Here is a 16,104-nt window from a genome sequence, read left to right on the forward strand (position 1 = left end):
CTATGATAGCCCGGCTAGCAGGTTCCGGGCGGTCTGCTTAAGCGGCTCGTTACCTTCTTTGAGCAACTCGTTGAGCAGTTCGATTGCGCTGTCCACATCGCCATCATCAATGCAGGTCTGGGCTTGCTCGAGTTTGTCGGCACTGTTCGGCTCGGCTGGTTCCAGGTTCAGCGGCTCCAGTTCCAATGACTGGCCGGGATCGCTGAATTCGTTGAGAAAGGTGTCATCCAGAGACTGGGAATCAGGCTCGGCAACCCATTCAAGATCGGGCTCGTCCAGCGTCGAGTCGTCGGGCATTTCAAACACCTCGGGCAAGACGTGCAGGTTCGAGATAAACGGCGGCTCGACCGGCGCCGATTCGCTCGATGGCTTCGCGGCGGACGGCGATTGTTCAAAAGGGCTGACCAGGTCCCAACTCGAATCCATCGACAGGTCATCCAGGTTCAACTGGAACTCATCGTTGGGCGCTGCTTCGAGTATCGCAGCCTTGGGGGGAGTGATTGACGCTGCGACAGCCAACGGTACCGCACGGCTCAGTTTCGGGTGTTGGGCGCGAATATTCTGAAGTTTTTGCAGGTCGTATCCGGTGTCACGCAGGTTATTTTCCTGTGCTTCATAGGCGGGTACGTCACCCTGTTTACCCAAGACCTCCAACAGCTGAACGGCTAGATCCGTGCGTTGCGGCTCCTTGATCAGCGCCTCTCGCAACAAACCGGCCGCTTCGGAAAAACGGCCATAGGCCAGATAGATGCCCACCCCTTCGAGCACATCGCCTGCGGGCGACTCTTCACTCGATTCAGTTGCCGGTTGCAACTCTGTCGATTGGGCAACCGGTTCTGCAGTGCGATTGAGCGCCGGTTCATGCCGTGACGGCAGAACAGGTAAAGCGTCGGGCAATGCCTGAACCTGTTGTCGTTGACGCCGAACGAATACCCCCAGCAACACCAGAACCACCACCGCCAGCAACCCGAAAATCAGCCCCCAGTTGGTGGCCTCAGGCTCTTTAACAATGGCCGGCGCGGGAGCCGCAACGGCGGGTGCAACCGGCTCTACCGCTGCGGTTTTTATTTCCGCCAATTGGGTTTGCAGTTCAGTCACCTGCTTTTTCTGACCGACGACCTGCTCCTCCTGGGCCTGAAGCTTCGCAGTCAATTCATCGATGGTTGCTTGCAGCTGCTGGTTTTGCAGCACGCTGGCGGCCAGTTGTTCGGCAACCGGATCACTCACAGGCGTGGCCGGAGGTTGATCGACGCGAGGGGATGGCGGCTTTTTACCCTTCGCCGGAGGTGGTTTCGCAACGGCCGGCTCAACCGTCGGGAATCCGGAGGACTGAACGTCGGAAACCGGTTCGTCAGTGACGGGAACAATCCCTGGCGAACCCGGCGGATCGATCAGCACCGTGTACTCGCGCAGCACGCGCCCGTTGGGCTGATTGAGCTGCACCAGGAAATTCAGGAAAGGTTCATTGACCGGTTTGCTTGAGCTCACCCGGATCAGGCTGCGGTTGCCGCGCATGATCGGCGTGAATTTCAGATTATTGAGAAAGAACACCCGATCGATGCCGGCGCGGCTGAACTCCTCCGCCGTCGCCAGACTGACCGAGAGCTCGCCCTCCTCCAGACCTGCGGCATCTTCGAGTACGATGTCGGCGCGCAACGGCTGATTCAGCGCCGAATGCAGGGTGATATCACCCAAGCCCAACGCGGGCGCCAATGCCGAGAAAGTGACAGCACCACCGACCAGAAGCAGCCTGGCGCAACACCGCAAAACCATATGCCAACTCTCGAGCATGAGCATCCCTTAGATAACCAGAACCATCTTGTACGCGTTCGCACATCCGGTACGAACACGATATTGCCAAGTAGTTCTTTATAGTCTGCCCAACGGGGTATCTCAAAAGTCCTGGGTACGTTTATGCCTCAAGACTTTTCCAGGTTGGTCAGAATGTGCCCGTGGACACGCATGCAGACCTTCAAATCCGCCTCATCGACGCCGTCGAACAATTCGTGGCGCAGTTGGGTGGCAATGGTTTCAATTTGTTCGATCAACGGAAGGGCCGGAGCACAGAGGACGATTTTCTTCGCCCGGCGGTCTTCCAGCACCGATTGACGTTGCACCAGTCCCTGGCTTTCGAGGCTGTCGAGCAGACGAGCCAGGGTCGGCCCTTCAACGCCGACGCTCTGCGCCAGCTCACGTTGGGTCGGGGCCTCGTCAAAACGCGCCAGGTGCAGCAGCACCAGCCAGCGCGCCTGGGACAGCCCCAGACCAGCCAGACGGCGGTCCAGTTCGGCACGCCAGCCGCGCGACATCTGGGCCAGTTGCATGCCAAAGCGGTGTTGGTCGGTTAACGGCATAAAACACTCATGATTAGACTGAAATAAAGAAAAACTAATTATTAGTCAGCTAAGCATGACCCTTGGCTGGAGGCAAGGCTTGCTCTGTACTGAATCGTTACATCTATGTGACAGGTCACCTAAATCTCGAATTCGGATTGCAGCGCCGCCCGAACACAGTACAAAACGCCTTCCGGCACTCTCCCGGCAAACAGTGCGGCAATCTCCGACACGGGCGGCAATTCGCCTTCGCCGTCGAGGAACGCATCCTGGATTTCGCCCATCAACTCTTCGGGCAGATCCAGCGCTTGCTCCAGCGACAACTGCTGCTTGCCAATCGCTTCGGCGAGCAGGGTGTAGACGTTCTTTTCCGAGCATTGCAGCTGACCGGCGATCTGCAACGGTGTCATGCCGGCTCGGGCCAGGGTGATCAGTTCGTGGCGCAGGTCGGCCACCACTTTCGGTGCCTCGACCTGCCCGCCGAGGACTTCGAGGAAAGCCTCGCCGTAACGCTCCAGCTTGCGCGCGCCAACGCCGCTGACCGTGGCCATTTCCGACAGCGAGGTCGGTTGGCTGCGGAGCATTTCCAGCAGTGTCGAGTCGGGGAAGATGACGTACGGCGGCACGCCATGTTCCTCGGCGAGTTTGCGACGCAGGGCGCGCAGGGCTTCCCACTGTTCGCGCTCTTCGCCGCGAACCAGTTGGCTCGCCTGGCTCTTGCTGCTTTTGGCCGTGGTTTGCGGCTTGAGGTCGCGACGCAGCTCCAGGGTTACTTCGCCCTTGAGCAGTGGCCGGCACGTGTCGCTCAGGCGCAGGCCGCCGTAGCCTTCCAGGTCGATGTCCGCCAGACCGCGGGCAACCAGCTGACGGAACAAGGAGCGCCATTCGCTCTCTCCCATCGCCTTGCCTACGCCAAATACTGACAGGTGCTGATGGCCGAAGCTGCGAACCTTTTCGTTGTCCTTGCCCAGTAACACATCGACCAAATGCCCGACACCGTAACGCTGGCCGGTGCGGTAGATCGCCGAAAGCGCCTGACGGGCCGGCTCGGTGGCGTCCCAGGTCTGCACGCCATCGACGCAGTTGTCGCAATGGCCGCACGGCTCGGGCATGTCTTCGTCGAAGTAGGCCAGCAGCGTCTGGCGACGGCAGCGGGTTTCTTCGCAGAGCGAGAGCATGGCGTCGAGCTTGTGTTGCTCCAGACGCTTGTGACGCTCGTCGCCCTCGGAGTTCTGCAACATCTGCTTGAGCATCACCACGTCTTGCAGGCCGTAAGCCATCCAGGCGTCTGCCGGCAGACCGTCTCGGCCGCCGCGACCGGTTTCCTGGTAATAAGCCTCAAGGGATTTTGGCAAGTCGAGGTGAGCGACAAAGCGCACGTTGGGCTTGTCGATGCCCATGCCGAACGCCACGGTGGCGACCATGATCAGGCCTTCCTCATTAAGGAAGCGCTTCTGGTGGTGAGCCCGGGTATCGTTGGGCAGACCGGCGTGGTACGGCAGTGCCGGGAAGCCTTGCTCGCTGAGAAACACCGCCACTTCGTCGACTTTCTTGCGCGACAGGCAATAAACGATACCGGCATCGCTGCGCCGCTCGGCGAGGAACGCCAGCAACTGCTTGCGCGGCTGCTCTTTGGGCACGATGCGATAGAAGATGTTGGGACGGTCGAAACTCGACAGGAAGCGCTCGGCATCCTGAAGATGAAGGCGGTCGACGATTTCTTCCCGGGTACGCTTGTCGGCGGTCGCGGTCAGGGCGATACGCGGGACGTTGGGGAACAATTCCGCCAACTGGCCCAATTGCAGGTATTCGCGGCGGAAGTCGTGGCCCCATTGGGACACGCAGTGGGCTTCGTCGATGGCGAACAGGGAAATTTCAAGACTTTGAAGGAAAGCCAGCATCCGCGGCTGAACCAGACGCTCGGGCGCGAGATAAAGCATTTTCACTTCACCGCGCTTGATCCGTGCAGCCAAATCGCGCTGCTGCTCGGCGCTGAGCGTGGAATTCAATGCAGCGGCAGCGACTCCGAGCTCCTCGAGGGTCGCAACCTGGTCGTCCATCAGCGCGATCAGCGGCGACACCACCACCGCAAGGCCTTCGCGCAACAGCGCCGGCACCTGGAAGCACAAGGACTTGCCGCCACCGGTAGGCATCAGTACCAGGGCGTCGCCGCCACTGGCCACGCGCTCAATGATTGCACCCTGACGGCCACGGAAACTGTCGTAGCCGAAGATGTCCTTGAGGACGCGTTGAGCCTGTTCGAGCATAGAAACTCCAAAAATCACAAAAACATCCCTGCAAGGCTGGTTCAGAACCACGAAGGCTGCACCGACAAATCGTAAGTGCGCATTGCATGACGCTTCACATTTCAGCCGCGACGCCGGCAGGGCATCACAAAACGCGCGAGTATACCCGACCCCTGTCCGGCAAAGGGCGCCGCTGATAAGAGGCTTGTGGGCGCAAATATGCCGCGCGGCTGGCCTGAGTGCTCAAGAAGGCCTAGAATTCCCGCATCTGTTTAATTCCCAAGGTAGCCCTTTAATGTCCTTCGCTGAGCAACTAACCCGCCTGCAAGTCTTCCTCGACGCCGACGAACTGCATGACGAGGCGCTGGACTACGTGGCCGCCCACGGCTACCTCACTGCGCTGTCGATCTGTTCCGAAAACGTTCCCGACCGTGAATGGATCGACGCCCTCTTCGCCGAAGAGCCGCATTACGCCGACGACACCGAGCGTGAAGCGATCGAATCCACCCTGCTGGCCCTCAAGGCTCACATCGCTCGCCAACTGGCGTCCGACGAAGAGTTCGAGCTGCCGTGCGACCTGGACCTGGGCGAAGAGCCGGACGATTCCGACCTGCGCGGCTGGTGCATCGGTTTCATGGAAGGCGTGTTCCTGCGCGAAGCGGCCTGGTTCGAAACCGCCGAAGACGAAGTCAGCGAAATGCTGCTGCCGATCATGGTCGGTTCGGGTCTGTTCGACGAACAGCCTGAGTTCGAAGACATCGCCAAAGACGCCAACCTGATGGACGACATGATCGTGCAGATCCCGGAAGCCCTGACCGCGCTGTACCTGCTGTGCCAGGCGCCAGACGAAAAACCGGCGATCCTCAAGCCTCGTCACCACTAAGGTTTTGCCTATGGACAACCCCATAGGCAACCGCTCCCTGATGTTGCGTTACGTACTGCTGGCCATCGGCTGGCTGAGCGTAGCGCTGGGGGTGATCGGGATTTTCCTGCCGGTGTTGCCCACCACGCCCTTCCTGCTGCTGGCGGCCGCCTGCTTCGCCCGCAGTTCGCCGCGCTTTTATCATTGGCTGGTTGAACATCCGCGGCTTGGGCCGTGGGTTCGCGACTACCTGAGCGGCAACGGTATCCCGCTCAAAGGCAAGGTCTACGCCATCGGCCTGATGTGGGCGAGCATCCTGCTCTCCTGCTATCTGGTGCCCCTGCCGTGGGCGCGGGGGTTCATGCTGACCAGCGCCGTCCTGGTAACCCTCTACATCCTCAAACAGAAAACCCTGCAAAAGCCCTGATCGCTGATCGTTCCTCCGACGATCAACCCTCCCTTTCAAAAAACACCGCCTAGACTTCAGGCATCTGCACCCGAGCGGCCAGACATGTCCCGCAGTCCGCGTAGTCCAGGATGGTCAACGCTCCGACTTCGGCTCGGAGGATGGCTGTTGCTGATCACTTTTCTGTTGGCCGGGCTGGACAGTGTCGGGGCCAACTGGAGTTTTACGCAGATTCTGCAAACCGCCGAACAACGCTACGGCACCCTCGGCCCGGGACGGGGAAGGATCGAGGCCTGGAGTCAGATGCTGCAAGGCGAAGTCAATGCCCCCGAGCGCGAGCAACTGAACGCGGTCAATCGCTTCTTCAATCAGCAACTGAGCTTTCTGGACGACACCCGCATCTGGCATCAGACCGATTACTGGGCCACGCCCGTCGAATCCCTGATCAAGGGCGCCGCTGACTGCGAGGACTACGCACTGGCGAAATATTTCAGCCTGCGCCACCTCGGGATTCCCAGCGAGAAACTGCGCATCACCTACGTGAAAGCCCTGACCCAGAACCAGGCGCACATGGTGCTGACTTTCTACAACAGCCCCACAGCCGATCCGCTGGTGCTGGACAACTTGATCGGCGAGGTCCGCCCCGCCTCCCAACGCAAAGACTTGCTGCCGGTGTACGCCTTCAACGCAGAAGGCCTGTACTTGCTTGGAGCCAATGGCGGCAAACGCAGCAGCGACTCGAAAAAACTGTCGCGCTGGCAGGACGTACTGAAAAAGATGCAGGCCGAAGGGTTCGCCGTGGGCGACGGCTAGCCGCCTGAGCAAGGAGCGATTTATGTCACTGCGTAAACAGTTGTTTCTCGCCATCTGCCTGTTCTTGCTGGTGGCGTTCAGCGGCAGTTTTTTTGTCAGCCTGGAAAGCTCTCGCGACCAGATGCTCGGCCAGTTGCGCTCCCACGCCCAAGACGCCGCCACCGCGTTGGGTTTGTCATTGACGGCACAAATCGATGACCCGGCCATGATCGAATTAATGGTCAGCTCGATTTTCGACAGCGGTTATTTCAGCAGCATTCGAATCATCAACATCGAGGATGCGCAGGTGCTGGTGGAGCGCAGTGCGCCGGGTCAAATCGAGGGTGTTCCCGCCTGGTTTGTGAACCTGGTCAACCTGCACCCACCCGGTGGCGAAGCGCTGATCATGCGCGGCTGGGTGCAGGCGGCACGGGTCGAAGTGTTGAGCAATCCGCAGTTCGCCCTGGCCAAACTCTGGGACAGCACCCTCGGCAGTCTGATCTGGTTACTAGTGTGCGGCCTGCTCAGTGCCGTGTTTGGTGGCTGGTTGCTGCGCCGGCAATTTCGCCCACTCGACACGATGGTCAAACAAGCCGAAGCCATCAGCAAACGCGAGTTCCTCAGCCTGCCGAAACTGCCGCGCACACCGGAGTTGAAACGCGTGGTATTGGCCATGAACCAGATGGTCGAGAAGCTCAAGGCGCTGTTCGCCGAAGAGGTCGCACGCAGTGAAAAACTGCGGGCCGAGTCGTATCAGGACAGCCTCACAGGCCTAGCCAATCGACGCTTGCTGGATGAAGAATTGGCCGACGAGTTGCTGATCTCCGAGCAGAGCAGCGACGGCCATTTGCTGATGCTGCGGATCAACGATCTGGTCGGTCTCAACCAACGCTTGGGCGGCCAGCGCACCGATGCGCTGATCAGCGCCGTCGGTGAACTGCTCAAGCGCCTGACCCAGCCACCGGAACGTCGCACCTGGCTAGCCGCGCGCAATCGTGGCGGTGAATTCAGCCTGCTGACGCCAGGGCTGGACAGCTCCGACGCCGCACGCCTGGCCTGCGAAATCAGCGCCACCCTGGAAAACCTGCGCCTGACCGGTGCCAGCGACTCCATGCCGGTGGCGCATTTGGGGATCGTCCCCTACCACCCCGGTGAGCCGGCCAGTGACGTGCTGCTGCGACTGGATCAAGCGTTGACCGAAGCCCGGCAACATCCCGAACGCCCGTGGGTTCACTTGGCCGATTCCATCACCGCGCCGAACCCGTCCCAAAACGACTGGCAAACCTGGATCGACGACGCCCTGAACCAAGGCAAGATGCAACTGTATTTCCAACCGGTGGTGCAATGCGCCGACACCAGCCAGGTGCTGCATCACAAAGTCCTCGCGCGCCTGCTCGACCCGCAGGGCGAGGCCATTGCCGCCGGGCACTTCCTGCCGTGGATCGAGCGACTCGGCTGGTCGGCGCGGTTCGACCTGGCCATGCTCGAAGCCACCCTCGACTACCTCATCGTCAATCGTTGGCCCCTGGCGTTAAGCCTGTCCGGCAGCACCCTGCGCGATCCAGCGCAGCTGCAACACATTCTCGACATGCTCGAATCGCTGCCCGAACTCGCGCCGTTGCTGATTCTGGAAATCGACGAACGCCAACTACCGCCTCAGGAAGAACTGCAACGCCTGAGCCACAGCCTGCTCAACACCGGTTACCGCATCGGTCTGCAGCATTTCGGCGGCAGCTTCGGCCAGATCGGCAACCTGACTCAACTGGGGCTGGCTTACTTGAAAATCGATGGTGCTTACATCCGTCACATTGATGAGCAGAGTGATAAACGGCTATTTATCGAAGCGATATTTCGGGCAACCAACAGCATTGATTTGCCGTTGATTGCGGAGATGGTGGAGACCAAGGGGGAGCTGGAGGTGCTCAGGGAATTGGGGGTGTTTGGGGTGATGGGGCGGTTGATTGGGCCACCGGAGCCGATGTGAGTGATCCGACCGTTCGTCGAAAAGGTGGGTTTATCTGTCAGATATGACAGTAGGCAAACACTCACACCGACTGTCTAATCCATCCATATCGGTGCCGCCCATTCGGGAGTCCAGGCGCCTCTATGGAAGGTACGCATTCATGAACAGCCCAATGACAAACGCGGCCCCCGCGTCCAGTGGACAAGTCGTTGTATTTCCGCCCGATCGCGGCATCGGCGCTCTGGCAGTCGTCCCTCCCTACCAAAAGGATAAGGGGACGGATCTATTTAATATTGAGCGTTTAAAAAGATCGCAGCCTGCGACAGTTCATACAGCGGATTGCATTTGATCCTGCTGGAGTTGCCGGGGGCTGTGATCTTTTGCTTTTAAACTATGGCGTTTAAAAACACTTCCGGACACGCCTCCCAGGCTACACATCCTTGCGCCATTGCCTACAGCTACGCCAGAATCCGCCGGCTTGTGCGCCTTGGGGGTGGGTTCTATTGTGGTCCGGTCGCTGACGAATCAGCGATCGGGTTTGGTAGCCCGGCTTAGACTTGGCGCATAGCGTCACCCGATACAGGCCCTTCCGGGGCTGTGTATTTATGGTGGTCATGCGCAGGGCGTCTTCGGGCGCGCCGGTTTTCCAAGTCACCGGTCTACCAACCTTCGTATGGCCACCACCCCTTCGTTTGGTAGCGAAAGATGATGGCTCCTTTTCTATGATTTGGAGATTCATCCATGTTCAAACCCACACCCAACCCGCCCGAAACCGCCCCCACCTCCCCCTACGACTCCCTCGATTCGAAAAAACTCCACGAAGCCGCTGACCGCGCGCTCGACCACTACCTCTGCCCGCCCGGCTCCACGCCGCCCCCACGTAAAACCCGCGGGATGTATGCCGTGACCGCGGACACAAAAAACGAGGAACTGTTGACCGATGCCTGCGAAACTCTCGCTTCGGCAAAGACCATCGCCCAGGACTTCGCCGGCCAGTTGCCGGGGCCGCAGCGCCGGACGGTGTTGGGGATTGCGCAATTGATCATGCTCGGGGAACTGGCGGTGAATCGGGTGCTGGATAATCTGGAGTTGCCGGGCTGACCAAGGCCTGAGGAACACTTACTGATTGATTCGGTGTCCATTCCGGCCTCTTCGCGAGCAAGCCCGCACACATTGGATCGTTGTCGAACACAAAATCTGTGATCGCTGAGGATCAACTGTGGGAGCGGGCTTGCTCGCAAAGGCTGACTCACCGACAACACATCTCTTCAGACAGAAAAAACCCGTCGCCCCGTTTGATCGGGCGGCGGGTTTTGTCGTTTCAGGCTCGAATCAAAAGCCGATCACACCGTATCCACCTTCAACGAATGATCATTCAACATCCCGTTGATAATCGTCGCCGTATCGTGCCCCCCCGCAATCACCCCACCCGCCCCCGGCGTTACGCCGTAATGGCTGGCCAGATTCACACCCGCCAGGTCGATGGTTTGATTCGGCGCGGCGCCAGCCATAGCGCTGACGTCGATGCTGGTGACCAGTGAGTCGCCGCTGCCGGTGACTTTGAAGTGCAGGTAGTCATCCAGCGACGCCGCGGTGCTGTTCTCCCCTTGCAGCAGTTGCGACAGGTCGAGTTTGTCGATGCCCGGCGTGAAGTCGGTGACCACGTCGTGGCCGCTGTTGCCTTTGAGCCACTGGAAGGTGTCGGCACCGCTGCCACCGGTGAGGGTGTTGTTGCCCAGGCCGCCGATGAGGAAGTCGTCGCCGCCCCCGCCATTGAGCATGTCGTTACCCAGGCCGCCGTTGATGATGTTGCTGTTGTTGTCGCCGGTGAGGGCGTCGTTGAAGTTCGAGCCGGTGAGGTTTTCGATCGCCGTCAGGGTGTCGGTCCCGGCGCCCCCGGTGTTCTGCGCACCGAGCACACCCAGATTGACCGTGACGCCGGCCGTGGCGTGGGCATAACTCGCGATGTCGACGCCGGTGCCGCCGTCGAGCAGGTCATTGCCCGCACCGCTGTACAGCAAGTCATTGCCGGCGCCGCCGTGCATTTCGTTGTTGCCGGAACCGGCGGTGAGCACGTCGTTACCGTCGCCGGCATTGATCACGTTATTACCGGCGCCCGCCACCAGTACATCGTCGCCCGCCGTGCCGGTTAGGGTGTGGCCGTCCTGATAGGTGATGGTCACGGCGGCGTTGTCGCTGCCGCCATGGCTGTCGCTGGCGGTGTAGGTGCCGTGGGCATCTGGCGTGATGTCGTGGGCCCCGGCGTAGTTGACGGTCATGGTCAGCTGGTAGTTTTCCGCCCCCTTCCCGCTGTTGCCCGGACCACCGTTGTCGATGTTGGTGATGTGGATCTGGTAGGTGCTGTCCGATGTTGCAGTGAGGGATTGCCCGTCCGCGAGGGCGATCCATGCGCCGCCGTTGATTGAGTACTCCATGGCGACATGACCGGCCACCAGATTGTGATCCAGGTTAAGGGTCTCACCCTGTTTGAGGTCAACCGTGATGCGGTCCTCATCGTGGGGGTTGTTGACCGCTCCCAGCGCCCCGCTGACCACCAACACCGCCGTCATGGCTGCCGTGTTGGCGACGAATGCACTGCGGGCGAGGGTCACCGCCTGCGCGTTACCGCCGGTGAAGCTGAAGTTTTGATGGGTGCCGGTGAAGTCCGCGCCTTTGGCAATCCAGCCGGTGTTGACGGTGGTCGGCGAAGCGGTCAGCGGATCGCCATTCGGATCGGTGTCGTTGGCCAGCAACAACTCGCCCGGTACCACGATGTTGCCCGACAGCACGTTAGTGATGACGTGGTCATCGACCACCACCGGTGGCGCGTTCGCAATGACTGGGTCCGTCAACGTCGAACTGGCCAGGTTGCCGTCGTTGTCGCTGATGCAGCTATTGTTCACGTCGATGGTGATGGTGGTGGTCCTCTCGTCGCCATCGCCATCGCGCAAGGTGTAGGTGAACACGTCGGTCGCACCGGGACCGTTCACGGCGTCCGGGTTGCTGTGGTAGACCGCGTTGCCCGCTGCATCCAGCGTCAGGTAACCGTAGGTGCCATTGATCTGGCTGTTCAGGCCGCCGATGGCCGAGGTCGAGGTGTCTGAACCGGCACGCACGCCGACCACCCCAACTCCATCGGCATCGCCGAAGTCGTTCGCCAGCACGTTGCCACTGACGATGCCGCCCTCCGCTACCGAGGCTGAGTCGGGGTTGGCGGTCGGCAGGTCATCGACGATTTTGACCACGATGGTGCTGGTGGTGGAATGGCCCAGGGCGTCGGTGGCTTTGTAGGTGAAACTTTCGCTGAGGGTGTTGGCGCCGTCGTTCGCCTGCGGCGTGGTGCTTGGCGCCGATGTCAGCGTGTAGGTGTAGGAGCCGTCGGGATTGAGCAGGATTTGCCCGTAGGTGCCGGTGGCGCTGCCGACCAGGGTGTAGGTGATTGCGCCGACCGCGCCGCTGACCGAACCGACCAGGGTGCCACTGGCAGTTTCAAGTGTGTGGCCCGGCTGACTCCCGGTAACGGTACCGGGCGCCAGATCCTGGCCGTCCTGGTTCAGGTCGAGGGCTTTTTCGTAGACGGTCACGTCGCTGTCGCTGACCGCGCTGATGCAGCTGTTGATCACGTCGATGGTGATGGTGGTGGTGCTTTGGTCACCGTCGGCATCGCGCACGGTGTAGGTGAACACGTCGGTCGCCCCGGGGTCGCTCACGGCGTTCGGGTTGCTGTGGTACACGGCGTTGCCGTTGGCATCCAGCGTCAGGTAACCGTAGGTGCCATTGATCTGACTGTTGAGGCCGCCAACGGCTGAGGTCGAGGTGTCTGAGCCGGCACGCACGCCGACCACCGCGCCTCCTGCGGCGAGGCCATCGGCGCCGCCAACGTCGTTCCACAGCACGTTGCCACTGACGATGCCGCCTTCGGCGACCGAAGTCTCGTCGGCATGAGCCGTCGGCAGGTCATCGACGATGTTGACCACGATGGTGCTGGTGGTGGAATTGCCCAGGGCGTCGGTGGCTTTGTAGGTGAAGCTTTCGCTGAGGGTGTTCGGCCCGTCGTTGGCGTTCGGCGTGGTGCTTGGCGCCGACGTCAGCGTGTAGGTGTAGGAGCCATCGGGGTTGAGCAGGATTTGGCCAAAGGTGCCGGTGGCGCTGCCGACCAAGGTGTAGGTGATTGCGCCGACCGCGCCGCTGACCGAACCGACCAGCGTGCCACTGGCAGTTTCGCCAGTGCCGGGCAGGCTCCCGGTAACGGTGCCGGGCGCCAGATCCTGACCGTCCTGGTTCAGGTCGAGGGCTTTTTCGTAGACGGTCACGTCGCTGTCGCTGACCGCGCTGATGCAGCTGTTGATCACGTCGATGGTGATGGTGGTGGTGCTTTGGTCACCGTCGGCATCGCGCAGGGTGTAGGTGAAGACGTCGGTAGCCCCGGGGCCGCTCACGGCGTTCGGGTTGCTGTGGTAGACCGCGTTGCCATTGGCGTCCAGCGTCAGGTAACCGTAGGTGCCATTGATCTGAGTGTTCAGGCCGCCAACGGCCGAGGTGGTGGTATCTGAACCGGCCCGCACGCCGACGACCGCCCCTCCTGCGGCGAGGCCATCGGCGCCGCCGACGTCATTCCATAGCACGTTGCCACTGACGATGCCGCCCTCCGCGACCGAAGTCTCGTCGGCATGAGCGGTCGGCAAGTCATCGACAATGTTGACCACGATGGTGCTGGTGGTGCTGTTGCCCAGGGCGTCGGTGGCTTTGTAGGTGAAGCTTTCACTCAACGTGTTGGCGCCGTCGTTTGCATGCGGCGTGGTGCTTGGCGCCGACGTCAGCGTGTAGGTGTAGGAGCCATCGGGGTTGAGCAGGATTTGGCCAAAGGTGCCGGTGGCGCTGCCGACCAGGGTGTAAGTGATCACGCCGACCGCGCCGCTGACCGAACCGACCAGCGTGCCACTGGCAGTTTCGCCAGTGCCGGGCAGGCTCCCGGTAACAGTGCCGGGCGCCAGATCCTGGCCATCCTGGTTCAGGTCGAGGGCTTTTTCGTAGACGGTCACGTCGTTGTCGCTGACCGCGACGATGCAGCTGTTGTTCACGTCGATGGTGATGGTGGTGGTGCTTTGGTCACCGTCGGCATCGCGCAGGGTGTAGGTGAAGACGTCGGTAGCCCCGGGGCCGCTCACGGCGTTCGGGTTGCTGTGGTAGACCGCGTTGCCATTGGCGTCCAGCGTCAGGTAACCGTAGGTGCCATTGATCTGAGTGTTCAGGCCGCCAACGGCCGAGGTGGTGGTATCTGAACCGGCCCGCACGCCGACGACCGCCCCTCCTGCGGCGAGGCCATCGGCGCCGCCGACGTCATTCCATAGCACGTTGCCACTGACGATGCCGCCCTCCGCGACCGAAGTCTCGTCGGCATGAGCGGTCGGCAAGTCATCGACGATGTTGACCACGATGGTGCTGGTGGTGCTGTTGCCCAGGGCGTCGGTGGCTTTGTAGGTGAAGCTTTCACTCAACGTGTTGGCGCCGTCGTTTGCATGCGGCGTGGTGCTTGGCGCCGACGTCAGCGTGTAGGTGTAGGAGCCATCGGGGTTGAGCAGGATTTGGCCAAAGGTGCCGGTGGCGCTGCCGACCAGGGTGTAAGTGATCACGCCGACCGCGCCGCTGACCGAACCGACCAGCGTGCCACTGGCGGTTTCGCCCGTATTGCCCGGCAGGCTCCCGGTAACGGTGCCGGGCGCCAGATCCTGACCGTCCTGGTTCAGGTCGAGGGCTTTTTCGTAGACGGTCACGTCGTTGTCGCTGACCGCTATGATGCCGCTGTTGTTCACGTCGATGGTGATGGTGGTGGTGCTTTCATCACCGTCGGCATCGCGCAGGGTGTAGGTGAAGACGTCGGTAGCCCCGGGGCCGCTCACGGCGTTCGGGTTGCTGTGGTAGACCGCGTTGCCGTGGGCGTCCAGCGTCAGGTAACCGTAGGTGCCATTGATCTGACTGTTCAGGCCGCCGATGACCGGGGTGGAGGTGTCTGAACCGGCACGCACGCCGACCACCGCGCCCCCTGCGGCGGGGCCATCGGCGCCAGTGACATCGTTCCACATCACGTTGCCACTGACGATGCCGCCCTCCGCGACCGAGGTCGAGTCGGAGTTGGCGGTCGGCAAGTCATCGACGATGTTGACGTTGATTTGCCCGGTCGCCGTGCTGCCGTCGGTATCGGTGGCAACGACGTCGAAATTCTCGGTGATGCTGTTGGCGCCGTCACCGGCCGGATGGGTTTCATTGTCGTTGAGGGTGTAGCTGTAACTAACAACCCCCGTGGCCGGGTTGTAGCCGGTGACGGTCAGGGAGTTGCCCAACGGGGTGGTGATCGACTGCGGGAAGCCTGCGGCAACGCCGCCGCTGATCACGTTGACCCCTGCGATGCTCAGGCTGGTCAGCCCGTCAGGAGCAGACACGCTGAACGTGCCGGTCTTGGTCAGTGCCCCAGGGTTGGGGGCCGAACCGTCGGCCAGGTTGGCCTCATTGAGGGTCAGTTCGCCCCCTGCCACCGACAGGCCGGTGAGGGTCACCGGATTGTTCGGCACTTCAGGAACAACCGGTGTTACAGGAAGATCGCCTGAACCTCCTGAACCTCCTGAACCTCCTGAACCACCCGAACCTCCTGAACCTCCTGAACCACCCGAACCACCTGAATCGCCTGAACCGCCTGAACCGCCTGCACCATTGTCGCCGTTGTCGCCGTTGTCGCCGTTGTCGCCGTTGTCACCGTTGTCCGGGTTTCCGGCCAGCCGTTCCAGGGGAAATTCGGGAATGCCGTTGAAGCCTGCGGTAGGAAAACCAATAGTCGGATCGACCCGCCCGCCCACCTCTTCAAGCATGACAAACGTGTGGCCGCCACCCAGTGCACCAGGTGCGCCGGTCGAACCCGGTCCGGCCGCCGTAGCTTCAGCAGTCTGGGTCGGGTCGTCGCCGGCAGCGATCGCTTTTTGCAGTTGTTCGACATCGGTCAGTTGCGCTTGAGTCGGGGTCACCGCTTCAGCGGTGTCTACATGGGGTGCCTGATGCGCGAGTAACTGGGGCGTCATCTCCATACTGCTGTCACGCCCAAGTGTCAGTTCCTGGCCATTCTGCAGATGAACCGCCACCGCGCCTTCGGCCCCGGTGACCAGTTGATCGCCGGCGAATAACCGGTCCCCCTCGACCAGCGCGCGTCGGGTGCCATCGCTCGCAACCGCGAACACCTGACCAATGACCTTACTGACAATACCGATGAGCGTAGCCATGTGCACTTCCTCCGCTGCCAACCTCTGTCGGCATCCTGTTTTTGCGAAGAACGTGCTCATGGCTCTAACGGGTTGCCTGGCGCAATCGCCTGCTGGCAGCGGTTACCTGAAGTAGCCACTGCCCTGGCGCCGTTCTCGCCAAGCGTGCCGCTCGCGGGCGACCTGTTCTGCTGCGGGATAAAAACCCTCTGCAATCAATGGCATCGGGATCCACTTGCGCAACAAGTCGCCCTT

General features: G+C 61.2%; 9 protein-coding genes. 5 read left to right on the plus strand and 4 right to left on the minus strand.

Going from position 1 to position 16,104, the window contains the following annotated elements:
- From ACA056_RS21240 to recQ, 3 genes are all read right to left on the minus strand, one after another.
- Positions 1–1,791 carry a motility hub landmark protein FimV gene (locus ACA056_RS21240; RefSeq protein ID WP_497267525.1) on the minus strand — a complete coding sequence of 597 codons (1,791 nt, stop codon included), beginning with the start codon at positions 1,789–1,791 and terminating at the stop codon, positions 1–3.
- A 128-nt stretch (positions 1,792–1,919) separates the two neighbouring features.
- Positions 1,920–2,354, minus strand: a complete 435-nt coding sequence (locus ACA056_RS21245; protein WP_497267526.1) for a MarR family transcriptional regulator — start codon at positions 2,352–2,354, stop codon at positions 1,920–1,922.
- 119 nt (positions 2,355–2,473) lie between these two features.
- Positions 2,474–4,600 carry a DNA helicase RecQ gene (gene recQ, locus ACA056_RS21250; protein WP_046046447.1) on the minus strand — a complete coding sequence of 709 codons (2,127 nt, stop codon included), beginning with the start codon at positions 4,598–4,600 and terminating at the stop codon, positions 2,474–2,476.
- A gap of 274 nt (positions 4,601–4,874) precedes the next feature.
- Between recQ and ACA056_RS21255 the strand changes: the two genes are divergently transcribed.
- From ACA056_RS21255 to ACA056_RS21275, 5 genes are all read left to right on the plus strand, one after another.
- Positions 4,875–5,462, plus strand: coding sequence for a UPF0149 family protein (locus ACA056_RS21255; protein WP_133839201.1), 588 nt, complete (start codon positions 4,875–4,877; stop codon positions 5,460–5,462).
- Between the two features lie 10 nt (positions 5,463–5,472).
- Positions 5,473–5,868, plus strand: a complete 396-nt coding sequence (locus tag ACA056_RS21260) for a YbaN family protein (RefSeq protein WP_462040735.1) — start codon at positions 5,473–5,475, stop codon at positions 5,866–5,868.
- A gap of 84 nt (positions 5,869–5,952) precedes the next feature.
- Positions 5,953–6,660: a cysteine protease LapG gene (lapG, locus tag ACA056_RS21265; RefSeq protein WP_497267527.1), complete on the plus strand. Its 708-nt coding sequence runs from the start codon at positions 5,953–5,955 to the stop codon at positions 6,658–6,660.
- Positions 6,661–6,682: 22 nt separating this feature from the next.
- Positions 6,683–8,623: a cyclic di-GMP receptor LapD gene (gene lapD, locus ACA056_RS21270; protein WP_497267528.1), complete on the plus strand. Its 1,941-nt coding sequence runs from the start codon at positions 6,683–6,685 to the stop codon at positions 8,621–8,623.
- Between the two features lie 720 nt (positions 8,624–9,343).
- Entirely contained in the window at positions 9,344–9,703 is a 360-nt protein-coding gene (locus ACA056_RS21275; RefSeq protein ID WP_497267529.1) for a DUF6124 family protein, read from the plus strand.
- Positions 9,704–9,945: 242 nt separating this feature from the next.
- Here ACA056_RS21275 and ACA056_RS21280 read toward each other — a convergent pair whose 3' ends face one another.
- Complete coding sequence (locus ACA056_RS21280; RefSeq protein WP_497267530.1) at positions 9,946–15,870, minus strand: retention module-containing protein; 5,925 nt, start codon at positions 15,868–15,870, stop codon at positions 9,946–9,948.
- Between the last annotated feature and the right edge of the window lie 234 nt (positions 15,871–16,104).

This window comes from Pseudomonas sp. LBUM1666, from assembly GCF_059695775.1.